The organism is Flavobacterium ammoniigenes (assembly GCF_020886055.1).
In the GTDB taxonomy this organism is placed as follows: domain Bacteria; phylum Bacteroidota; class Bacteroidia; order Flavobacteriales; family Flavobacteriaceae; genus Flavobacterium; species Flavobacterium ammoniigenes.
The window spans coordinates 1,877,739-1,900,104 of sequence record NZ_AP025184.1 but is presented as its reverse complement, the minus strand read 5'-3'; the positions used below and the strand labels follow the sequence as shown (position 1 = coordinate 1,900,104).

The 22,366-nt window shown below is 32.8% G+C and carries 20 protein-coding genes; 11 read left to right on the top strand and 9 right to left on the bottom strand.

Annotated features, from left to right (window positions below; translation table 11 throughout):
- The first annotated feature begins 201 nt into the window (after window positions 1-201).
- The 5 genes from LPC21_RS08735 to LPC21_RS08715 all read left to right on the top strand — a co-directional run bounded on the left by LPC21_RS08735 (window position 202) and on the right by LPC21_RS08715 (window position 4,885).
- Complete coding sequence (locus LPC21_RS08735; RefSeq protein WP_229316786.1) at window positions 202-540, top strand: hypothetical protein; 339 nt, start codon at window positions 202-204, stop codon at window positions 538-540.
- A gap of 225 nt (window positions 541-765) precedes the next feature.
- On the top strand, window positions 766-2,133 hold the full coding sequence (gene rimK, locus LPC21_RS08730; RefSeq protein WP_229316785.1) for a 30S ribosomal protein S6--L-glutamate ligase: 1,368 nt from the start codon (window positions 766-768) through the stop codon (window positions 2,131-2,133).
- Window positions 2,134-2,407: 274 nt separating this feature from the next.
- On the top strand, window positions 2,408-2,989 hold the full coding sequence (locus tag LPC21_RS08725; protein ID WP_229316784.1) for a phosphatase PAP2 family protein: 582 nt from the start codon (window positions 2,408-2,410) through the stop codon (window positions 2,987-2,989).
- Complete coding sequence (locus LPC21_RS08720) at window positions 2,989-3,363, top strand: GtrA family protein (protein WP_229316783.1); 375 nt, start codon at window positions 2,989-2,991, stop codon at window positions 3,361-3,363. The genes LPC21_RS08725 and LPC21_RS08720 overlap by 1 nt, the downstream gene beginning before the upstream one ends.
- 7 nt (window positions 3,364-3,370) lie before the next feature.
- Window positions 3,371-4,885, top strand: a complete 1,515-nt coding sequence (locus LPC21_RS08715; protein WP_229316782.1) for an ArnT family glycosyltransferase — start codon at window positions 3,371-3,373, stop codon at window positions 4,883-4,885.
- A gap of 93 nt (window positions 4,886-4,978) precedes the next feature.
- Here the strand turns inward: LPC21_RS08715 and LPC21_RS08710 are convergent, their stop codons facing one another.
- Both LPC21_RS08710 and LPC21_RS08705 read right to left on the bottom strand, forming a co-directional pair.
- Window positions 4,979-6,238 carry a Y-family DNA polymerase gene (locus LPC21_RS08710; RefSeq protein WP_229316781.1) on the bottom strand — a complete coding sequence of 420 codons (1,260 nt, stop codon included), beginning with the start codon at window positions 6,236-6,238 and terminating at the stop codon, window positions 4,979-4,981.
- A complete protein-coding gene (locus tag LPC21_RS08705) occupies window positions 6,238-6,687 on the bottom strand; it encodes a LexA family protein (protein ID WP_229316780.1) in 450 nt (149 codons plus the stop codon). Before LPC21_RS08705 ends, LPC21_RS08710 begins: the two co-directional genes overlap by 1 nt.
- Before the next feature lie 237 nt (window positions 6,688-6,924).
- Here LPC21_RS08705 and LPC21_RS08700 point away from each other — a divergent pair, with 237 nt between their 5' ends.
- Both LPC21_RS08700 and LPC21_RS08695 read left to right on the top strand, forming a co-directional pair.
- On the top strand, window positions 6,925-7,374 hold the full coding sequence (locus tag LPC21_RS08700; RefSeq protein ID WP_229316779.1) for a hypothetical protein: 450 nt from the start codon (window positions 6,925-6,927) through the stop codon (window positions 7,372-7,374).
- Between the two features lie 62 nt (window positions 7,375-7,436).
- Window positions 7,437-7,889 carry a hypothetical protein gene (locus tag LPC21_RS08695; protein WP_229316778.1) on the top strand — a complete coding sequence of 151 codons (453 nt, stop codon included), beginning with the start codon at window positions 7,437-7,439 and terminating at the stop codon, window positions 7,887-7,889.
- An 87-nt stretch (window positions 7,890-7,976) separates the two neighbouring features.
- Here LPC21_RS08695 and LPC21_RS08690 read toward each other — a convergent pair whose 3' ends face one another.
- Window positions 7,977-9,428 carry a redoxin domain-containing protein gene (locus LPC21_RS08690; protein WP_229316777.1) on the bottom strand — a complete coding sequence of 484 codons (1,452 nt, stop codon included), beginning with the start codon at window positions 9,426-9,428 and terminating at the stop codon, window positions 7,977-7,979.
- 132 nt (window positions 9,429-9,560) lie between these two features.
- Here LPC21_RS08690 and ddpX point away from each other — a divergent pair, with 132 nt between their 5' ends.
- Window positions 9,561-10,190 carry a D-alanyl-D-alanine dipeptidase gene (ddpX, locus tag LPC21_RS08685; RefSeq protein ID WP_229316776.1) on the top strand — a complete coding sequence of 210 codons (630 nt, stop codon included), beginning with the start codon at window positions 9,561-9,563 and terminating at the stop codon, window positions 10,188-10,190.
- 16 nt (window positions 10,191-10,206) lie between these two features.
- Here ddpX and LPC21_RS08680 read toward each other — a convergent pair whose 3' ends face one another.
- From LPC21_RS08680 to tsaD, 6 genes are all read right to left on the bottom strand, one after another.
- Window positions 10,207-10,773 carry a hypothetical protein gene (locus tag LPC21_RS08680; RefSeq protein WP_229316775.1) on the bottom strand — a complete coding sequence of 189 codons (567 nt, stop codon included), beginning with the start codon at window positions 10,771-10,773 and terminating at the stop codon, window positions 10,207-10,209.
- A 2-nt stretch (window positions 10,774-10,775) separates the two neighbouring features.
- Window positions 10,776-11,957, bottom strand: a complete 1,182-nt coding sequence (locus LPC21_RS08675; protein ID WP_229316774.1) for a class I SAM-dependent methyltransferase — start codon at window positions 11,955-11,957, stop codon at window positions 10,776-10,778.
- Between the two features lie 2 nt (window positions 11,958-11,959).
- Entirely contained in the window at window positions 11,960-13,051 is a 1,092-nt protein-coding gene (locus tag LPC21_RS08670; protein WP_229316773.1) for an AI-2E family transporter, read from the bottom strand.
- Between the two features lie 66 nt (window positions 13,052-13,117).
- The gene (locus LPC21_RS08665; RefSeq protein ID WP_229316772.1) at window positions 13,118-13,633 is read right to left on the bottom strand and encodes a TrmH family RNA methyltransferase; all 516 of its coding nucleotides are present in this window, start codon (window positions 13,631-13,633) and stop codon (window positions 13,118-13,120) included.
- Window positions 13,634-13,638: 5 nt separating this feature from the next.
- Window positions 13,639-14,346 carry a 16S rRNA (uracil(1498)-N(3))-methyltransferase gene (locus LPC21_RS08660; protein ID WP_229316771.1) on the bottom strand — a complete coding sequence of 236 codons (708 nt, stop codon included), beginning with the start codon at window positions 14,344-14,346 and terminating at the stop codon, window positions 13,639-13,641.
- 4 nt (window positions 14,347-14,350) lie between these two features.
- Window positions 14,351-15,373 (bottom strand): tRNA (adenosine(37)-N6)-threonylcarbamoyltransferase complex transferase subunit TsaD, encoded by a 1,023-nt coding sequence (tsaD, locus tag LPC21_RS08655; RefSeq protein ID WP_229316770.1) that lies wholly within the window; start codon window positions 15,371-15,373, stop codon window positions 14,351-14,353.
- Between the two features lie 253 nt (window positions 15,374-15,626).
- On the opposite strand from tsaD, the gene LPC21_RS08650 reads away from it, so the two are divergent.
- From LPC21_RS08650 to gap, 3 genes are all read left to right on the top strand, one after another.
- Complete coding sequence (locus tag LPC21_RS08650; RefSeq protein WP_229316769.1) at window positions 15,627-20,000, top strand: translocation/assembly module TamB domain-containing protein; 4,374 nt, start codon at window positions 15,627-15,629, stop codon at window positions 19,998-20,000.
- Window positions 20,001-20,191: 191 nt separating this feature from the next.
- Window positions 20,192-21,178 carry a 6-phosphofructokinase gene (gene pfkA, locus LPC21_RS08645; RefSeq protein WP_229316768.1) on the top strand — a complete coding sequence of 329 codons (987 nt, stop codon included), beginning with the start codon at window positions 20,192-20,194 and terminating at the stop codon, window positions 21,176-21,178.
- 80 nt (window positions 21,179-21,258) lie between these two features.
- The gene (gene gap / locus LPC21_RS08640) at window positions 21,259-22,263 is read left to right on the top strand and encodes a type I glyceraldehyde-3-phosphate dehydrogenase (protein ID WP_229316767.1); all 1,005 of its coding nucleotides are present in this window, start codon (window positions 21,259-21,261) and stop codon (window positions 22,261-22,263) included.
- Window positions 22,264-22,366 lie beyond the last annotated feature (103 nt).

The window sequence follows — 22,366 nt, the reverse complement described above, 5'->3', positions numbered from 1 at the left end:
ATAAGTTAATTTCTCTTCTTACTTCTTTTTTGGATTCGTATAGTTACCACAATTCCAATGTAATTGCGCTTTTTTTATTCAAATGAATTCATTTTCAATGTTAAGTTTTCATTCAAATCAAAAACTTAACATTGGGTATTTAATATTTAATTTACCTTTGCGTAACATTTACTTAACATTAGCACAATTAACAACAATATTATGGAAGAAAACAACACAATTGAATCTGCACATCTAGAGGAAAATCCTGCAGAGGCTACACTGATTACAAGTGATACCCAAAAATTAGATGAAAAAAATATAAAAAAATTAAAGAAGATGAGTAAGAAAATCACCGAAAAAGAAAAGAAAGAAAAAGCAAAGCAAAAAGAAAAACAAGCTGTAGCTAAATCAAAGCAAAAAGAAAAAGAAAAGAAAGCCAAGAAAAAGAAAAAAGATAAAGCGAAGAAAGAAAAGGCTAAAATGAAATTGAAAGCCAAAGCAGCAAAGAAAAAAACAGCAACAAAAAAGAAAAAAGCGAAAGCAAAATCTAAAAAGTAGTTGAATAGAAAATCGGGACACTAGTCCCGATTTTTTTTGCCTTTTGGTGTATACTGATTTTCAACCTCATCAAAATAGGTACTTAATTAGACTAAAGTTAATTTACACCCACCTTAGCAAAAATAACAAATTGGTTACATTATGATAACATGAATTATTTGTAATTTCTATCATTTAGTAGACTTTTGCAGTTTAGTACCAAATTAATTATTTTAAAAGTTGACTATGTCTGATAATAAAGTTGTTCTTGGAAGTGAAGAATGGTGTTCTTTTCCTGAATTAGGAATACCAGCAATTAAAGCTCGTGTAGATTCTGGCGCAAAAACTTCTGCACTTCATGCTATAAATATTGCTCCATTTGTTAAAAATGACAGCAACTGGGTTAAATTTGATATCAATCCCATTCAAAATAATGTGCGCACAATAATTCATTGTGAAGCACCTTTAATTGATAAGCGCATTGTTAAAAGTTCAAGCGGATATAGAGAACAACGTTATGTTATTCAAACTATCCTTAAGTTGGGTGATCAAAATTGGGAGATTGAAATGACCCTTACCAATAGAGATTCAATGGGTTTCCGAATGCTACTAGGTAGAGAAGCAATGATCGGTCGAGTAGTAGTTGATCCTGAAAAACAATATTTATTAGACTCACCAACTGAAGAAGACTTAACAGAAGTTTACAAAGGTGCTGTAAAAGAAAAATCAGGGCTTCATATTGGTCTTTTGGCAAGTAATCCTGAATTGTATAGTAATAAGAGAATTATGGAAGCGGGTGAAATGCGTGGCCATGAAATGCATTTTTTAAATATTAAAGAATGTTATATAAAATTGGATGCCAAAAAACCTGAAATTCATTACCGAGGCGGTAAGATTTTAAATCAATTTGATGCAATTATTCCAAGAATAAGACCTAGCGCTACTTTTTATGGTTGTGCCCTAACGCGACAATTTGAAGCATTAAAAGTTTTTTGTTTGAATTCGTCCAGCGCAATAACACAATCTAGAGATAAATTGTATAGTTTACAGTTATTGTTAAATCATGGTGTAGACATTCCAACTACAGGATTTGCAAATTCTCCACTCGATACAGATGATTTGATTACCATGGTAGGAGGACCCCCTTTGATTGTTAAATTATTAGAAGGTACTCAGGGTAAAGGAGTAGTTTTAGCAGAAACTAAAAAAGCTGCTGAGAGTGTTATCAATGCTTTCAAAAGTATTAATGCTAATATACTTGTCCAAGAATTTATAAAAGAAGCCAACGGGAAAGATATTCGCTGTTTTGTAGTTGATGGCAAAGTTGTAGCGGCTATTCAACGGGAAGCATTACCTGGTGAATTTAGAGCTAACATTCATTTAGGTGGAACCGCATCTGTGGTGAAAGTTACACAAGATGAAAAAAGAATTGCAATTAAAGCTGCTAAAGCCATGAATCTTAAAGTTGCGGGAGTAGATATAATTCGTTCTTCCAAAGGCCCTTTGTTATTAGAGGTTAATTCGTCTCCAGGTCTTGAAGGAATTGAAGGAGCAACCAATAAAGACATTGCCGGAAAAATGATTAGAGCCATAGAAAAACATTTCAAATTATAATACTTGATAGTTTTTTTTCTGAATCCGAATTTATTTAATAAATACTTTACATAGTTAATATTTAGATTATTTTAAGTTCACTTTTATATAATATTTAGTTGATGTAAGAGTCTCATTAGGAGGTTAATTTTACATAAAATTAAAGGCTAAATAAATGAATTTATTTTATAGACTAATTAGACAGAACAAACTTTTTTATAGTTTAAGTTTACTAATAATAATTATTACCACTCTTTTTTTAAGTTTTGTATCTCGAGTTGAAGGATTTATATTTTTGAATAGCTTTCATACTAAAACATTAAATTTAATTTTCAATGGCATCACTTTTTTGGGTGATGGCGTATTTACATTGTTAGTTTGTGTAGTGGTTTTAATTTTTTTTAAGAAGCACAGCAATCTTGTTCTTATTTTACTTTTAGCTTATTTGGGTTCGGGCTTATTAGCCCAATTTTTCAAAGTAATCATACATGCACCACGTCCTAGTTTGTATTTTAAACTTCATAATTACAAATTGTATTTGGATACTTTTTCAAATAGTAGGGTAGGATTTAATAGTTTTCCTTCTGGGCATTCGTCATCTGTTTTTGCATTATTTACAGTACTTTCTATTTATTGTAAAAGAAAATGGGTGTGCTATAGTTCCATTATAATTGCAGCTTTGGCAGGGTATTCTAGAATTTATTTGGCACATCATTTTTTAATTGATGTTTTTGTAGGAGGACTTATTGGACTAGTTTTTGGCACTTTTTCTGTGATATGGTTTGAAAGTAAAGGTGCTCATCTTGTAAAACGAATTCAAGACAAATTCAAATTGACAAAACAAACTGATTTTACCAACTCAAATCTCGTCAATTGATGTTTTACATTAAATTTATAAAGTTTGGATTAGTTGGTGCAAGCGGACTAGTTATCGATTTTTTTATTACCTGGCTCTTAAAAGAAAAGCTCCATTTCAATAAATATTTTGCTAATTCAGTGGGGTTTATCTTGGCTGTTTCCAATAATTACATTCTTAATAGACTGTATACTTTTCAAAATTCCGACTCCAATATAGGGGCGCAATTTACTAGCTTTTTACTCATTGCGCTGATTGGTTTTGGAATTAATATGCTATTGCTTTATTTACTTCAAACCTACACCAAAACAAATTTTTATCTTTCCAAAATTATAATCACCCTGATTGTTTTTATATGGAATTTTGGAGCTAATAATTGGTACACTTTTAAATAATTTCTGGATGATATTCAAACAAAGTAAAATCATTTGGTTGATTGTAATCGCTACATTAATTCGAATAGTTTTGGCTACTTCAATTGATTTAGGGAATGACGAGGTATATTATTTGACCTATGCTCAACATTTGCAATGGAATTATTTTGATCATCCACCAATGGTTGCCTTGCTGATTCGTTTAACTACTTTTAATCTATTTTTTACCGATGCATTTTTTGTTAGGTTGGGCCCTATACTTTTAGCTGCCATCAATACCTTTTTGATGTATGTGATTGGTTGTAAATTAAAAAACAAAACTACGGGATTTATAGCGACATTGTTATTTACAAGTTCAATTTACACTAGTATTATTGCAGGAGTATTTATTTTACCTGATGCACCCCAATTGTTTTTTTGGATTATCTGTATTTATTTATTGATTGAAATAGTCACTGAAAGTTCTAATCAAACGAATTACAAATTAATTCTCTTCGGTTTTTTCGCAGGTTTGTGTATAATGAGTAAAATTCATGGCTTATTTTTATGGATTGGGTTTGCGATGTATGTGCTATTTTATAAAAGAACTTTACTTTTTAATAAGTTCTTCTATCTGTCTGTTTTAATTTCAATAGTGATAGTTTCTCCAATTCTTATTTGGAATATCGAAAACCATTTTATTACCTATACTTTTCATAGCAATCGTGTCACTTTAGATAGAGGTTTCAATTTTAATAGTTTTTTCAGAGAAGTTTTAGGAGGAGCTTTGTATAATAATCCGTTAAATTATATTTTGATTGTATCTGCATTGATTGGTCTCTACTTGAATCAATACAGTATCGATCAGCCTATTAAACGATTATTACTTATAACAAGTTTGCCATTGGTATTTATACTGATTTTCATTTCCTTTTTTAGAGATACATTACCGCATTGGTCCGGTCCCGCTTTTGTGAGTTTGATTCTTATCACTTCAATGGTGTTAAGTATATCTTCAGATAAAAAAAATAAATTCCCAATAATGGTAAATGCTTCATTGCTGCTTACAGTTGGAATTATTTTTTCTGGAATTGTAATTATCAATAATTATCCAGGAACTATTGGAAGTAAACAATCTGATAATTTAGGTAAGGGAGACGTAACTTTAGATATGTACCAATGGGATTATTTTAAATCAGAATTTAATACTATTTATAAAGCAAATTTGAAGAACGGTACGACCACTACAAAATTTATAGTCAACAATAAATGGTTTCCAGCGGCCCATATTGATAATTATATTGCTCAACCCTTGCATTTAAGTTTTGTGGGGCTGGGTAAACTGGAGGATATCCATACTTACGCTTGGTTAAATAACTATCGAGAAAAACTAAAAAAAGGGGATGATGCCTATTTTATTACATTTTCAAATACGTTTTCAAATCCTAATGAATTGTACTCTAAATCATTTGAAAAAATTAATAAACCAATCATTATCACTCAATATCGGAAGAAAATTGCTGCGAGAAAAATGTTTGTGTATTTGCTTGAATCGTATAAATAGGGATGAGTTGATTTTAAATTATTTGCGCTCTAATCATCAACCTACTGGAAACAGTAGGTTTTTTTGTTTTTGAATAAACCTAATAAGTTAGTTTTACAATTCAATTTCTACTACTTCTTTGATATTGGTAGTATAGCGTTGGGATAGTTTTTCTTGTTTCATTTTCCATTGTCTACCAATAGATTGGGTTGCAAAACGTACTACGGTTTTTCCTATGGAATGATTGAGTCGGTCTACCACGCGCATTAAGGGTTGGTGTTTTGGATTGGCAGTGGTAAACAAGGACAATTGCACCGTTGCATTTGGGGTTAACCCCATACAAATTACGCCTGCTTTTTTGTACTGATATCCTTCTTTAAAAATGGCTTTTAATCCTATTTGTGCATAGCGGTTGAGATCGATAGTGGAATCGGTTGGGTAATCTGTTTTAATGGTAATACTTCGGGAATATTGTGGTGCATCAGGATTAAATCCGTTGGTTTTTACAAAGACCATGACTAGGTTGCACTGACTTTGTTGTTTTCGTATTTTTTCGGCACAATGGGCTGTAAAAGTGGCTACTCGTTCTGAAACTTGATCCAAAGTACTGTAAGTTTTTTCGAAAGAACGCGTGGTAGCAATGGCTTTTTTATTGGAAGCTTCTTCTAAATCTAAGGTCGGTTTTCCTTCCAATTCACGCTTTAATCGTAGACCTACCACCGACATTTCTTTGCGTACCCAATCGTCTGATAATTGCGTAAAAGCATAAGCCGTTTTGATATTGAGTGATTCTAGCCGTTTGGCATAGCGTCGTCCAATGCCCCAAACATCTGCAATTTTGGTCCATTTCAACGCTTTGATTCTCTTTTCTTCCGAATCAATTACGTAGACGCTTTGAGTTCGCTCCGGAAACTTTTTAGCGATTTTATTGGCCACTTTTGCTAATGCTTTTGTGGGTGCAAAACCAATACTTACAGGAATTCCGGTGCCTTTAGTAACGGTACGTTGCATTTTGATTCCGTATTCTTCCAAGTCGAACAATTCAAATCCTTTGAATTTTAAAAAGGCTTCGTCGATACTGTATACTTCAATTTCAGGCGTGAAGGTAGTAAGGAGATTCATCACTCGACTACTCATGTCGCCGTAGAGTGCATAATTGGAAGAATAGACATGCACTTGATTTTTTTTAAATAACGACTCCAATTGAAAAGCGGGTGCACCCATTGGAATGCCCAGTGCTTTTGCCTCATTGGAACGCGCAATAACACAACCGTCATTATTGGAAAGGATCACTACTGGTTTTCCAATTAAATGCGGTTCAAATACCCTTTGACAAGAGGCATAGAAATTATTACAATCTACGAGTGCAAACATTAGAATTTTTTGATGGATGCGGTTACGATGCCCCAAATAATCAATTCGTTTTCGGGAGTGACTTTGATGGGTTCAAAATCTTCATTTTCGGCAATAAGCCACACTATATTGTGTTCAATTTTAATGCGCTTTACTGTAAAGTTACCATCAATTTGGCAGACCGCAATTTTGTCGTTTTGAGGCTCTAAACTTTTGTCTATGATGAGTAAATCGCCATCATAGATTCCGGCATTCTTCATGGAATGTCCTTTTACCTTGGCAAAAAAAGTACAGTCTCTATTTTTGATGTATTCTTTATTGATGTCAATAGACAATTCAATAAAATCGTCAGCGGGTGATGGAAAACCAGCGCGCAAACCAGCGTCAACATAGGGTAGTCGTGCCTCTGTTGAAAAATCAGGAGTGTAAAACTCAAGGGTAGTAGTGGTATGCAGCGGTTTTAATTTCATAGTCCTCCAAAATTAATTCAGAAGTACGTAATTAAAAAGTGTTTTGTAAAGAAAAGTTATTAACTAATTATATGTGAGTAATGCTATCTTGAAACAAGAGGAGTTGTAGTGTAAAGGTTTTTTTAAAATGAATTTACAAATTAAAGTATTTTAAAATATCACTAAATCTAGGTATATGATTTGTTAATAATGTAAGTTATTTTTGACTAAATATTTATTAATTATAAATTAACTATTATGAAAAACAAATTATTAATTTTAGGTGCAATTGCAATTTTTTCTACAAGTTGTACTTCTTTGCACAATTCAATGAGAGAACCAAATACACATTTAGAACTTTCAAAAAATGATTTTAACATTTCTGATCAACTTTCTGCAACAGCATCAACGACTAAAATCTTCGGAATCGATTTTGCAAGACTATTTAATCAAAAATCAGGATCAATTGATCACGATGGTTCTACTTTATCTGTGAACGCATCTAATATACCAGTAATTGGTAATTTTGTAGGAGATAAAACAGCAAGTTATTCATTGTATGAATTAATGAAAAAAAATCCTAACTATGATGTAGCATTGTACCCTCAATTTGAAACTAAAGTTGTTCGCCCTTTTTTAGGAATTGGATTTATTTACAAAAAATCGACTGTTAAAACCACTTCTAGATTAGGTCAATTAAAAAAATAATTTGTTTTAAAAAAATATAAGAGCATACTAGAATTAGTATGCTCTTTTTTAATTAATAGAGTATGAAGTATTTTCTTTTATTTTTAGTGCCATTTTTTACAATTGCTCAAGACAAACATTTAGATTTTTATTTGACCACTAATTTGAATAAAGCGTATGAACTAAAATTAATATATAACGATCATGTTATTGATGCCTCAGAAGACGACCAATATTCTCACATTCTCTCAAATAAACTATTAAAAAATTTAATAAAAAGAGGGTACACTGTTTTGAGTCCACAAGATATTAAGGAGTGTTGTTTCTCTGTTGATTGTAATGATTTTAACAAGGTTGTAAAAGAAGAAAAGTACATATACTTGTATATAGAAACACAAACCTCTGGTGCTCGTACAACAATTAACGGTACAATTTATCAAAAGAATAAAATAATTGGAGGATTTACATCTTATCGAAGTTATTGGACTAATTTAAGGTTTGAAGAGTTAAGTGTTTCAATTAGTGATAAACTTTAATACGTTTGGATTAATTATTAATCAGTGTCAATTAATTTTTTTAAATGTTATTATTTTATGAAGGGGATAAATTTAAACTAAATAATTTTATTTTTTCTTCTCCAATTGCTCTAGGATTTTAGTGTAGTTTTCGGGACCTACTTTTTTAGCGATAATTTTTTTGTCTTGGTCCAAAAGGTAGATCACAGGAGTTTGTCTCACATTGTACAAGGTTTGAAAATCGACATCTTCTTTAGTATAATTTCCGGTCACTACTGGAGCCGGATATACATTAGTCCAATCGGATAGTTTTTCTTTTTCAATAAACTCTTTCCATTTTACCATTTCATTGGTGTTGTTATTTATGGCAAAAACGACAACTCCTTTTTGTTTCCATTCGGTTTCATACAATTGGTGCATTTTTGGAATTTCGGTAGCACAATGCCCACAAGTAGGATCCCAAAAAGCAACGATGGTGTATTTGGCTTTAATGTCATACAAATCAATTCGTTTTTGATCTTGGGTTAGCATGAATAAGTTACGTCCTTTATCGCCCACTAAATTATCTTTGATACTCGCCACTTTGAACTTAAAGAATTCTTTTTGTTTGAGCTGTAGCCAAGGGTACTCTTTGTTCTTGAAATAGGTATTGTAAATATTAATGAACACGCGGTCCATTCCCATGATTTTTGGTTCGGCATACAAATCAACAAAATGGAGGCTTAGGTATTTGAAAACGTCTCCGTTAGGAAGATCAGTTTGATTTAAAACTTGGTTGATTTCAGCAGTAACTGCTTCAGGTGTCACAGGAACAAATGTGTTGAAATAGGTAGTGATGCGGTTTTCTAAAAAGGGATTGCGCAACAAACGATTGTCTTTAAAATTAATACCGTCAAAAAAATGCTTTTTCAAATAGGCAATAGAATCGGTTTTAGTGGCTAATTTTTCTTCGGCCGATTTGTTCAAAAAATTATCAATAGGTTGACTCATTCGAAATAACAAGGCTAACGTATTTTCGGGATTCGCCTGAATGTAATTGTTTTTATAGAGATTGATTTCGCTTTGAATTTTCTTCAAATCTTGAATAACAATAGCACTATCTTGTTTGGTTTTTTTATCGGCCAGTTTTTTTTCTAACGCTTTTATTCCTTCCATTTTGGTTTTGAAAAAGGAATTGAACGCATTGAAATCTTGGTTTAGAATAGAATTGCTTATGGCTACTGTTTTATCCGTTGGGTTAGTAACTTGGATACTAAATTTTTGGTTGGCATCCATCATGAATTCCAATTCTATTTTTTTGTCGGGAGTGACCAACATATAAATGCCTTCTACATATTTTTGACTTTTTTTAAAGACTAATTGGCCTTCAGAATTTCCTTTTACGGAGTCTAATAATGTTTGGTATTTGCCATAATGACTGGCTAAATAGTACATTTTGTTTACGTATTCTGGTGACTGAAATTCAATTTGACTAGCCGGGATTGTTTTTTTGGCTTGAGCCAATAGTGGACTACTGATTAAAAAAATATAAAATAATAGAAGTACCGATTGGATTTTCATAACGATTTAAATTTAGTCAAAAATAAGACTTTCTATTGGGTTAGCATTTGCCGAACTCAAATTTAATAAAAGTGGTGCTATAGAGTCAAAAAAAAGAAATACTTTTAGCTAATAATTTTAGAATACTACGCGATGCGATTGATTTTCTCTTTTTTACTATTGGTTTTATTTTTCGGTACTTCTCGGCTGTATTCTCAGCAGGAAGTAGTAATTGCTGACACTACTTTTGTTAATTTGAAAGACTATAGTGCTGACTTTGTCTATGATATGAAGTATGCCACAGAAGATAATTTTTTGAAAGCAAAAGTGTACGATTGTGCCGAATGTTTTTTGCGGTTAAAAACGGTAAAAGCGCTGGTAAAAGCCAATACCAAATTCATAAAAAAAGGATATCGTATTCAACTTTTTGATTGTTACCGTCCTTTGGATATCCAAAAAAGAATGTGGCAAATTGTTTCCAATCCCGACTATGTAGCTGATCCCGCCAAAGGCTCAATACATAATAGAGGAGGAGCGGTCGATATTACTTTAGTCGATACTGATGGAAAACAATTAGACATGGGAACACCTTTTGATTTCTTTGGACCTGAAGCCAGTCATAATTTTGACAATCTTCCAGATGAAGTGAAGAAAAATAGAATACTTCTCAAAAGAATCATGCAGAAAAGCGGCTTCGTTTCCTTTGATTCGGAGTGGTGGCATTATAATTTAAAAAATGCTGCTAAAGAGAAAGTTTCCAATACTAAATGGCTATGTAATTAATTGACTTTACAATTGATTATTTAGCACAGTCAATATTTTGGATAAAATAGGTTTCAGGTTCGTATACTTCATTATTCAATTCCGATGTGAATTGTTTTTTTAGTACATAATCTTCAGTATCCGTCAAGTATTTGATGCGCATCATCGACACCGGTGATTTTTTCAATTCGTCAAAACTATCTTTCATAAACATAAAAGTTCCGGGTGTCAAGCGATTGTCAAATCCTTTTTCATCGCGAAGCATCGACCCACAGTTTTCCTGGTCAATATGGATCAATGTTACAACTTTTCCATTGTTTAATTGTAAAAATAATTTAGAATTTTTGTCAAAACAATTGGCTTTCATGAAGCCTTTGCTTTTTTGAATCAATTGCACGTTCAACAAAGGCATTCCGTCGGCAACTGCTAATGAAAAGAAAATATAACTAGCCGTTTCGCCAAAGTTTTTCTCAGCAATCATGTATTCTTTGGTCGATTTATAAGTGCCAATAGAATCTGTTACGTTAGTGGTGTATTCACATGGTTTTTGTGCCAATGTGACAAAACTGATCAAAAAGAAAGCGATTGCAACTGCGTTTTTCATGGTTATTTTATTTTGGTGCAAAGTAAAACTATTTTATCATTTTTCATATCGGTTGTACAAAAACAATAGGAATTTCCTCCTTCTTTGATTTTCCATTTTTTGCGAATAGTTTCTACCGTTTCGGGAAAATTACGTGTGGTAATATTGTACTTGGTGTTTTCAAGATGTGTTTTGATTTCCTTTTTTGAGTAAGGAAAGTTGTGTAGTATTTCAAACACACGTCCTGGAAAATCAATTAAATCATTCGAAGTGTACAAATGCGAATGTTTGTGTAATTTATCCAATTGGTATTGCATACTGATTTCATTAAACCCACCCGATTTCATAATGGCGCTATTAGGCTCGTATACATAGCGTTTTGGTAACGAATAACTCGCCTCGACACCATCTTCGTTAAGATTAAATTCAAAAGTAGTATTTGCTTCTTTAGTGATATTAACTGTTTTGATAGTTGTTACACCAGAGTAATTTTTGTGCAATTCCCAAAGTAATTCTTTGACTTCGTTTTCCAAAGCCACAATATGAATTGCTTTGACATTCTGCAATTCAGAAAGGCCAGCTGCAAGATCCAATAAGGGTGCAGTCTTAATTAAAATGGCTTTTGATTTATTAAAATAGAAATCTAAATTTTCAGGAACATTGGGCAAACAATCTTTGAGCATAAAGACTTTGCCTTTGGCATCATTACGTCGCGAAGGATCAATGTACATCCAATCCCATTTTGTTGGAAGTGTTTCTAGTGTAGCTTGGCTATCTCCTGGAATGCAGTCAATATTCGTTACGCCCAATTGCTCAAAATTATGCTTTACAATTGCAGATAAATCCGAATTGATTTCGCAATGGGTTACGGATGTAAATTGTTTGGTAAAGTAAAAATCGTCAACTCCAAATCCGCCCGTTAAATCAATAAGGTTTTCTCCTTGTATAAGGCTTGATTTGTATTGGGCGGTGCTTTCCGAAGAGGTTTGTTCCGCCGAAATCTTTGAGGGATAGATAATATTAGCGGTGTTATACCAAGTAGGTAATTTTTCTTTTGCTTTTGTTTTGGCTTCAATTTGGTTCAATATAGCAATCCATTCCACTTCTGGAAACGGATTTTTTTGCAGCGCTAATTTCGCAACCGATATTCCGATTTGCTTTTGAATGAATTCCTGAATGCTAGGATTTAAAATGGCTAAATCCAAGTCTAAATGTTTTTAGTTAATAATTGAATCACCACATTATTAGGGAAAAATTCTTTCCCAATCACTTTTAAAATAGTGTACAAAGGCACTGCGATCACCATTCCTACTATACCAGAAAGAAACCCAGCAATTAGGATCACCAAGAAAATTTCTAAGGGATGCGAGCTCACACTCTTCGAAAAAATAATCGGTTGGGAAAGATTGTTATCAATTAGTTGTACGATCCAAAATCCAATCAAAATATAAATTGTAATAGGCAAGGTTTCGGTTTGAAAGTCATTGCCTAAATGACTGATCATGGTTAAAACAGCAGCGATTATGGATGCAATTAGTGGTCCGATATAAGGGATGATATTGAGTACCGCGCATAAGAAAGCAATGATGAAGGCATTTGAAATTCCAAAAATGGACAGTACAATTAGGTACAAAATAAACACGATTCCCAGCTGTAGTAGTAAACCAATAAAGTAGCGCGACAGTAGGTGATTGATTTTGTCCAATGAATTAATGATGGGAGCTTCGTGTGAGTCGGGGATTAGTAGTTTTAAGTTTTCAATAAAGTATGTCTTATCTTTCAAAAAGAAAAAAGTGATAAAAAAAACAGAGGCTAAGCCAACGCCAAAACTGCTAATGGTATTGAGAATAGTATTCAATAATTGCGGTACAAAATTGAAATCAATTTTAGAACTGATATTGGTTTCTTTTAAAAAACGCGCAGAATCTACATTGTGATTGTCTAAGAATACTACAATTTGATGAATTAGCTGATTGATGTTTTGCTCAATTTCGGCGGTGTTGAGTAATGACAAGCTTTCGCTTTGCGATAATATCAAAGGAATAAACAACGAAATAAACCCTACGATAAGTAGAAAAAAGAAAATTAATGTAGTTATGGTTGCTAATGTATTAGGAAATCGCAATCTGGTTTTTAAAAAACTCATGATGGGTTTACCAATAAGCGTGAGAATTAATGAAACTATTAAGTACACAATTACTGCCTGAATTTGGTATATAAAATAGAGAGATATTCCAATAAGTACCAAAAAACCAATCGATCTTAGAATTCCGTTTGCAATTGTTTTGGGTGTAATCATTTATGAATTGGATTTAATAAACTGACATTAAGTTATAAAGATAGGAAAAGAATCAAAAAAATCAATTCATTTAGGCAATTCATTCATTCGATTGCTTATTTCATACAGTGCAATACTAGTCGCTTGAACTACATTCATACTGCTGTTGTAGCCATACATCGTGATATGCGTTATTTGGTTAGCAATAGCCAATAAATCGGAACTAATACCCTCAATTTCATTGCCAATTAATAAAGCAACTTTTTTATTTTTAGGAACCGATAATTGTTGAATCGGATTACTTGTGCTTGTGATTTCTAATGCAATAATGTGGTATTCTTCTTCTTGTAATAATGCGATAGCTTCAGTCGTTTCTTCTATAATACTATGTGGAATTTGTAAATGAGTACTGCGTGAAGTTTTATTGATTTTCCTAGGAGTCAATGGAATGTCCTTGCCAATAAAAATGATTTTTTCAATTCCGAAAGCTTCTCCAATTCGGAACAATGAGCCTAAGTTTTGTTGAAAATAGATATGATCACACACTAAGGTGATTGGAAAACTTCTTTTTTCGAAATGTGTATTTGCGTGTGTAAGTTGCATTGATTTTAATTCTCATTGAAGAATACCACACTGTGGCAAGCTACCACAGCAGCAGTTTCAGTACGAAGTCTCGTAGTGCCTAAAGTAACAGGAATGTAGTGTTGTTCTAATGCTAGTACGATTTCTTTTTCAGAAAAATCACCTTCGGGACCGATTAATAAAGTAACATCAGTATTAGGTTCTAAAACAGCTTTTAATGTTTTTTTATCGGTTTCTTCGCAATGAGCTATAAGTTGTAGTCCTTCTTTTTTTTGCTTTACAAATTCTTTGAATGAAATTGCTGGATTTAGTTTGGGTAAATACAAAGCGTTCGATTGTTTCATTGCTGAAAGAATAATTTTTTCAAAACGCTCCGGATTGATCACTTTTCTTTCTGAACGATCACAAATGATAGGTGTAATTTCTTGAATGCCAATTTCGGTTGCTTTTTCTAAAAACCACTCGTAACGGTCGTTCATTTTGGTTGGCGCTACCGCCAAATGCAAATGCAATTTTGGCATTGACGCTTTTTCAAACGAAACAATTTCAACAGTGCATTTTGAATCAGAAGCCAATATAATTTTTGTTGTAAATAAAAAACCTAAACCATTAGTTACAAATAATATATCTTCATCTTTCTTACGCAACACTTTAATTATGTGTTTACTTTCTTCTCTATCAAAAGTAAAGGTTTCCGTAGTTTCGTTTATAGTGGCATTATAGAATAATTGCATAGTTTTAAAATTGGATTCGTGCTTTAGAAACAACCGAAGACGTTTCAAAATGTTCAGATAAAAACTTTTGATAACCAACAATTCCAATCATTGCAGCATTATCGGTGGTGTATTCAAATTTAGGAATGAAAGTTTTCCATCCGTATTTTTTTTCGGCCTCTTTTAAAGTGGCGCGTATTCCGGAATTAGCCGAAACACCTCCGCCAATGGCAATTTGTTTGATTCCAGTTTCTTTGACAGCTAGTTTCAATTTATCCATCAATATTTCAATAATGGTATGTTGAATGGAAGCGCAAATATCGTTGGTGTTTTCTTCGATAAAATTAGGGTTTTCCAATTGTTTCTTCTGGATAAAATATAAAATAGCAGTTTTTAAACCTGAGAAACTAAAATCCAATCCGGGTACTTTAGGTTTGGTAAACGCAAAGGCTTTTGGATTTCCTAATTGCGCATATTTGTCTACCAAAGGTCCGCCTGGATAGGGAAGGCCAAGTATTTTGGCGCTCTTGTCAAAAGCCTCGCCAACAGCATCATCTGTGGTTTCCCCAATAATCGTCATATCAAAAAAGCCATCGACACGAACAATTTGAGTATGCCCTCCACTAATGGTTAAGGCTAAAAAAGGAAACTCGGGTTTGTCATATCCTTCTTCGTCAATGAAATGCGCTAAAATATGAGCGTGCATATGATTGACTGCGATTAATGGAATTTGCAATGCTAATGCCAACGATTTTGCAAAAGAACTTCCTACTAGCAACGATCCCATTAATCCGGGTCCTTGAGTGAATGCAATAGCTGACAGTTGTTCTTTTTGTATATTCGCTTTTCGCAGTGCAGCATCAATAACAGGAACTATATTTTGTTGGTGCGCTCTAGAAGCTAATTCGGGAACAACGCCACCATATTGATTGTGAATCAATTGATTAGCAACAACATTTGAGAGCACTTTGTCGTTATGTAAAACGGCTGCAGCGGTATCGTCACACGAACTTTCGATGGCAAGAATAAAAACCTCGGAATTTTGCATAAAAAAGCGCGAATTTTAAATTATATTTGGCGTGCTGTATCTATTTTTCAGCCTTGCCAAAATTAAAGAATTTTTATTTAAAGCGTCTCCTTTGCGTGAGCAAATTAGACTTTCAAAGAATTAAATTAGTAGCCGTATCAAAAACGTCAAAAAAATAGTATCGTATTCGCTAATAGGATTCCTCCTGTTTTTGCTGATTCTAGGTATTGCACTTAGCTTGCCTGTAGTGCAAACTAGCATTGCTAAATACGTTATGACTTCGATTAATGACGACTTTGGAACAGATATTAGCATAGACGAGGTAGCAATTTCTCCTTTTGGCGGAGTAAAATTTAAAAATGTATTGATTAGAGATCATCATCAAGATACTTTAATCTACAGTAATCGGATTAAAACTTCCATTTTGGAAGGGAAGAAATTACTGGATGGTGATTTGATTTTTAGCGAATTGCATTTAGATGGTGTTTTATTCCATCTTAAAACCTACAAAAAAGAAAAGCTAACTAATTTAGATGTTTTTATTAATGCCTTTGGGAAAGATACAACGGCTACGGATAAACATTTTTTATTGACTGCCAAAGAAGCTAAAATTACCAAAGGACATTTTATTTTGACCGATGAAAATCGAGTTATACCCAAAGATGTCGATTTTACCAAATTGAACATTCAACTTTCTGATTTTAAATTGTATGGTCCAGATGTGACTACTTCGATTCTGAAAATGTCATTTTTAGATCATCGTGGTATCTATGTCAAAAGGCTTAGTGGTTTATTTAGTTATACTAAAAAACAATTGAAACTAACCAAATTAGAGGCCTTGACCAAAGAAAATTCTGAAATTAAGGCGAATGTTGCTTTGAATTATGCAATCGAAGATTTTGCCGATTTCAATAATAAAGTACAATTTGATGTACAATTAGCCTCTTCTACTTTGGCTACGAACGATATTCGTTGTTTTTACAAAGAATTGGGTAAAAATCAATTTTTTTATTTGAAAGCCAATGCACTAGGGTCATTAAATAATTTAAAAGTCAGCCAAATAAATTTAGTAAGTTCGAATAAAAGCAAAATGATTGGTGCTATCCGATTTAAAAATTTGTTTCCTAATAAAGGAAAGGAATTTTATATGAAAGGAAAGTTTAGCACTCTTTCGTCTAGCTATAATGATCTAATAAGTTTATTGCCTAATGTGTTGGGTAAGACATTGCCTTTAAATTTAAAAAAATTAGGGCAATTCAATTTGGTTGGAAAAACGGAATTGACCACTAAATTTATTGAAGCTGATTTTACAATGCGCACCGCTTTAGGAAATGTGAAATCCAATTTTGTAATGCATTCAATTGATTTTATTGATAAAGCCTCTTATGTGGGTAAAGTAGTTTTAGATCAATTTGATTTAGGCACTTTTGTATCTGAAAAAGATTTGGGAAAAATAAGCGCTAATCTAAGTATAGATGGAATTGGCTTTACCGAGAAATATTTAAATACTAAAATTAGTGGCTCCCTATCCCAATTAGATTTTAAAAAGTATTCCTATTCCAATATTGAAGTGAATGGAAATTTTAAAATGCCCATTTACCAAGGGAAAATTTCGGTGTCGGATCCTAACTTGAACATGACTTTTGACGGATTGATGGATTGGTCTAAAAAAGAGAATCGCTTTGATTTTAATATTGGAATTGAAAATGCCAATTTAAATCAGTTACAATTCACTAAGGATCCAAAATCAATTCTAAAAGGAGATGTCATTGTTCAGGCATCAGGAAATTCAACGGATAATTTAAATGGCACTATTTTTATTAACCGAACCACCTATACCAATTCAAAATCAACCTATTATTTTGATGATTTTACCATTAATTCAAGTTTTGATTCGGATAATAAGCGCACGATAACAGTCAACTCCCCTGATATTGTGGAAGGAAAGATTGTAGGAAAATACAAGTTTAACCAGTTGCAACATTTGATTGAAAATTCGTTGGGAAGTTTGTATGCTAACTACAAACCCAATAAAGTAGAACGAGGACAATTTTTAAATTTTGATTTTTCAATCAACAATAAAATTGTAGAAGTACTTTTTCCAAAAGTTTCTATTGGGTCCAATACAAAGCTAAGTGGAACGATCAACTCCGATAAAAATGAGTTTAAATTAAATTTTAATTCACCACAAATCTCCGCTTCAGAGAATACACTGGATAATGTCCGAGTAAAAATTGACAATAAAAATCCATTATACAATGCCTTTATTGAACTGGATTCAATTAAATCAAAATATTATAAAATTCGAGATTTCAGTTTGATTAATGTGACGATGAAAGATTCTCTTTTTATTCGAACAGAATTTAAGGGTGGAACTAAAGGCGAAGATTATTTTAATTTGAACTTATACCATACAATTGATAAAGAAAATAAGAATGTAGTAGGAATTAGTAAGTCCGAAGTGAAATTCAAAGATTATTTGTGGTTTTTGAACGAAAATGATACACAAGATAATCGAATTGTTTTTGATAAAGAGTTGAAAGAGTTTACTATTGAGGATATTGTTCTTTCGCATGAAAACCAACGAATAGAATTGAAAGGTGCTCTAAGAGGTACTAATTATAAAGACCTTAAATTAAGTTTTAAAGATGTCAATCTAAATAAAATTACACCAGAGGACGATTTGTTTGTTTTTGACGGAAACATTAATGGAGCAATTAATTTTAAGCAAGACAAAGCGATTTATAGACCGACAGCCTCTTTGGTTATAGATCAATTGCAACTGAATAAAACAGATCTTGGTGTTTTACAGTTTGATATAGAAGGAGATCAGAGTTTGTCCAATTTTGCTATTAACTCAACTATTAATAATAATGGTTTTGAATCGTTTAATGCAGGAGGAAATCTTGCCATTCAAAATAATGAAACCTTGCTTGATTTACGGGTTAAATTTGATGAGTTCAAGTTGGCTACACTTAGCTCGGTAGGAGGAGAGATCTTAACTAATATTCGTGGGTTAGTTTCAGGAAATGCTACGATTCAAGGCAATGTCAATTCGCCAGAAATTAACGGACGCTTGTATCTGGATAAAGCAGGTATGAGTATTCCTTATATTGGAGTTGATTATGAATTAGCATCTAGAACCATTGTGGATGTTACAGATGAAAAATTTCTATTTAGAAATAATTCATTAACAGATTCCAAGTATGGAACCAAAGGTGTGTTGAATGGTAATATTGAGCATAAAAATTTTTCCAATTGGAAATTAGATTTAGCGGTAGCTTCAAAACGATTTTTGGCATTAGACACAAAAGACAAAGAAGATGCAGCTTACTACGGCACTGCATTTATAAATGGTTCGGCAACGATCAATGGATTAACAAACAATCTTAAAATTGTTGTAGATGCAAAGTCTGAAAAAGGAACATCAATAAAAATTCCAATTAACAATTCCGAGAGTGTTAGTGAAAATTCATTTTTGCATTTTGTTACGGCAAAAGAAAAATTCAATTTGCAAAAAGGAATTACAGAAAAAATAAGAGATTATAATGGATTGGAGCTAGAGTTTGATTTTAATATAACACCTGATGCTGAGGTTGAGGTTATATTGGATAGAAATTCGGGTCACGGAATGAAAGGAAAAGGGAATGGTTCTCTTTTGTTTAAAATCAATACTCTAGGAAAATTCAATATGTGGGGCGATTTTCAAGCATACGAAGGGACTTACAACTTTAGAACTACAGGTATCAACAAGCGTTTTTCTGTCAAAAAAGGAGGGTCGATTTCATGGGATGGCAATCCATTGAAAGCGCAATTAAATTTAGAAGCCGTATATAAAACAACTGCAAATCCATCTTTATTGATTGATAATTCGTCGTTTAACAAAAAAGTTCCTGTAGAAGTAGTCATTGGAATTAGAGGTGATTTGATGAGTCCAGATCCCGATTTCAATATCGATTTTCCTACTGTAAGTTCGGTTTTAAAATCAGAAATTCAAACCAAACTATACGATAAAGATGTTCGTCAAACACAAGCTTTGTATTTACTTTCAACGGGAAGTTTCTTAAGCTCTGAAGGAATGAACCAAAGTGATTTGTCTGGTAGTTTGTTTGAAACGGCTACAGGATTATTGGGCAATGTCATCAAGTCTGAAGATGAAAAATTTAATGTCGGAATTAATGTGGTTGGTGCAGACAGGCGATTGGGTAAAGAAACAGACGGTCGTTTTGAAGCATCTATTTCTTCCAAAATTAATGAGAGAGTTACAATTAATGGCAAGTTTGGTGTTCCATTTGGGGGTATCAATCAAACAGCATTTATTGGAAATGTTGAATTGCTTTGGAGATTGAACGAAGAGGGTACCTTGAATGGGCGTATATTTAATAAGGAAAATGATATTAATTATATTGGCCAAGGAATTGGGTATACTCAAGGATTAGGTTTTACCTATGAAGTAGATTTTGATACTTTTAAAGAGTTAATTCAAAAAATGTTCAAGAAAAAACGAGTAATACAAACAATACCTGCAGAGTATTTAGACCAGGATTCGGATAGGACGCCTGATTTTATTCAATTTTCGAATTCAAAAAAATCAACAAAGGATCAACCCAAACAAAATCGAGAAGGCAGAGTACCAGAAGAGGATTAAGGGGCCCAAATTCAAATATTATCATTATATAACATAATTATTACATTTTCTTAAATAAATAGTATTTTTAATTCTCTAATTTAAAACTTATTAACGAAAACGTTTGAATTTTAAGTAGTTCTATAATTTATTAAATACATCGCTTTGAAACTAATTCGCGTTTATTAATTTAGCGCCAAATACAAACAATAATGTCAAATAAAATAAGAAAAATAGGTGTTCTTACTTCTGGTGGTGATTCGCCAGGAATGAATGCTGCTATTCGTTCAGTTGTAAGAACTTGTGCGTTCCATAATATTGGATGTGTGGGTATTTACAGAGGGTACCAAGGAATGATTGAAGGTGACTTCAAAGAAATGGGACCTCGAAGCGTGAACAACATTATTAATAAAGGGGGTACGATTTTAAAATCGGCTCGTTCTATGGAATTTAAAACTCCCGAAGGAAGAAAAAAAGCATACGATAATTTGGTAAAAGCTGAAATCGATGCTTTTGTTGTTATTGGTGGAGACGGAAGTTTTACTGGGGCATTATTATTCAACTCAGAATATGACTTTCCTGTAATTGGAATTCCAGGTACAATTGATAACGATATTTTTGGAACCAGCCACACTTTAGGATACGATACTGCTTTAAACACTGTAGTTGAAGTCATTGATAAAATTCGTGATACAGCAAGTTCTCACAACCGTTTGTTTTTGGTTGAGGTGATGGGTAGAGATGCGGGACATATTGCATTAAATGCTGGTATTGGAGCTGGAGCAGAAGAGATTCTAATCCCGGAAGAAGATATGGGACTAGACCGTTTGTTGGACTCGCTTAAAAAGAGTAAAGCAGCTGGGAAATCATCAAGTATAGTGGTTATTGCTGAAGGTGATAAAATTGGAAAAAGCGTTTTTGAATTAAAAGATTACGTTGAATCTAACTTACCTGAATATGATGTTAGAGTTTCGGTTTTAGGTCATATGCAAAGAGGAGGTTCGCCATCTTGTTTTGATAGAGTATTAGCGAGTAGACTTGGTGTAAAAGCTGTTGAGTCTTTGCTAGAAGGAAAATCAAATTTTATGGCAGGAATCAATCAAGACAAAATCACGTTGACTCCTCTAGAGCAAGCTATTAAAGGACACTCAGAAATTGATTCTGAATTATTACGTGTTTCTGATATTGTATCCATCTAAAAAATAAATAAATATTTGGTTTTAAAGCCAAATCAAAATAACAATCACACTAAATAAACTAAATCTAAAATTAAATTAAAATGTCAAAAGTAAAATTAGGAATAAACGGTTTCGGAAGAATTGGAAGAATCGTTTTTAGAGAGTCTTTCAATAGAGATAATGTTGAGGTAGTTGCTATCAATGATTTATTAGATGTTGATCACTTGGCTTACTTATTAAAATATGATTCAGTTCACGGACGTTTCAATGGAACTGTTGAAGTGAAAGAAGGTAAATTATATGTAAACGGAAGACACATTCGTATCACTGCTGAAAGAAATCCAGCTGATTTGAAATGGAATGAAGTGGATGTTGATGTAGTTGCTGAATGTACAGGTTTCTTTACTACAGTTGAAACTGCAAGCGAGCACATCAAAGGTGGTGCAAAGAAAGTAATTATTTCTGCTCCTTCAGCTGATGCTCCAATGTTTGTAATGGGAGTGAACCACGAAACTGCAAAAGCGTCTGACGTAGTTGTTTCTAATGCTTCTTGTACTACAAACTGTTTAGCTCCAATGGCTAAAGTAATTCACGATAACTTCGAAATTGTAGAAGGTTTAATGACTACTGTTCACGCTACAACTTCAACTCAAATGACAAACGATGGTCCATCTAGAAAAGATTTTAGAGGTGGTCGTTCTGCATTAGTTAATATGATTCCTTCTTCTACAGGTGCTGCTAAAGCAGTAGGAGTTGTTATTCCTTCATTAAACGGAAAATTAACAGGTATGTCAATGCGTGTTCCAACTGTTGACGTTTCAGCAGTAGATTTAACTGTAAAATTAGCAAAAGAAACTTCGTATGCTGAGATTATGGCAGTATTGAAAAAAGCATCTGAAACTACAATGAAAGGAATCTTAGGATTTACTGAAGATGATGTGGTATCTAATGACTTCGTATCTGATTCAAGAACTTCTATTATTGATGCTAAAGCTGGAATTGGTTTGAATTCTACTTTTTTCAAAATTATTTCTTGGTATGATAATGAATACGGATATTCAAGTAAATTGATTGATTTATCTGTACATATTTCAGGTTTAAAATAATACACACTTTTTCAATAAAATCCCGTTATTGTTATTGTAACGGGATTTTGTTTTTTCACTATTTACTTATTTCCAAAACGTTATTAAAAGTTTAATTTTAGAG

Bases quoted from the DNA above. Each gene is read 5' to 3' on its own strand.
- LPC21_RS08735 (WP_229316786.1), top strand. From the start codon at position 202: ATGGAAGAAAACAACACAATTGAATCTGCACATCTAGAGGAAAATCCT.
- rimK (WP_229316785.1), top strand. From the start codon at position 766: ATGTCTGATAATAAAGTTGTTCTTGGAAGTGAAGAATGGTGTTCTTTT.
- LPC21_RS08720 (WP_229316783.1), top strand. From the start codon at position 2,989: ATGTTTTACATTAAATTTATAAAGTTTGGATTAGTTGGTGCAAGCGGA.
- LPC21_RS08715 (WP_229316782.1), top strand. From the start codon at position 3,371: ATGATATTCAAACAAAGTAAAATCATTTGGTTGATTGTAATCGCTACA.
- LPC21_RS08710 (WP_229316781.1), bottom strand. From the start codon at position 6,238: ATGTTTGCACTCGTAGATTGTAATAATTTCTATGCCTCTTGTCAAAGG.
- LPC21_RS08705 (WP_229316780.1), bottom strand. From the start codon at position 6,687: ATGAAATTAAAACCGCTGCATACCACTACTACCCTTGAGTTTTACACT.
- LPC21_RS08700 (WP_229316779.1), top strand. From the start codon at position 6,925: ATGAAAAACAAATTATTAATTTTAGGTGCAATTGCAATTTTTTCTACA.
- LPC21_RS08695 (WP_229316778.1), top strand. From the start codon at position 7,437: ATGAAGTATTTTCTTTTATTTTTAGTGCCATTTTTTACAATTGCTCAA.
- LPC21_RS08690 (WP_229316777.1), bottom strand. From the start codon at position 9,428: ATGAAAATCCAATCGGTACTTCTATTATTTTATATTTTTTTAATCAGT.
- ddpX (WP_229316776.1), top strand. From the start codon at position 9,561: ATGCGATTGATTTTCTCTTTTTTACTATTGGTTTTATTTTTCGGTACT.
- LPC21_RS08680 (WP_229316775.1), bottom strand. From the start codon at position 10,773: ATGAAAAACGCAGTTGCAATCGCTTTCTTTTTGATCAGTTTTGTCACA.
- LPC21_RS08670 (WP_229316773.1), bottom strand. From the start codon at position 13,051: ATGATTACACCCAAAACAATTGCAAACGGAATTCTAAGATCGATTGGT.
- LPC21_RS08665 (WP_229316772.1), bottom strand. From the start codon at position 13,633: ATGCAACTTACACACGCAAATACACATTTCGAAAAAAGAAGTTTTCCA.
- LPC21_RS08660 (WP_229316771.1), bottom strand. From the start codon at position 14,346: ATGCAATTATTCTATAATGCCACTATAAACGAAACTACGGAAACCTTT.
- tsaD (WP_229316770.1), bottom strand. From the start codon at position 15,373: ATGCAAAATTCCGAGGTTTTTATTCTTGCCATCGAAAGTTCGTGTGAC.
- LPC21_RS08650 (WP_229316769.1), top strand. From the start codon at position 15,627: ATGACTTCGATTAATGACGACTTTGGAACAGATATTAGCATAGACGAG.
- pfkA (WP_229316768.1), top strand. From the start codon at position 20,192: ATGTCAAATAAAATAAGAAAAATAGGTGTTCTTACTTCTGGTGGTGAT.
- gap (WP_229316767.1), top strand. From the start codon at position 21,259: ATGTCAAAAGTAAAATTAGGAATAAACGGTTTCGGAAGAATTGGAAGA.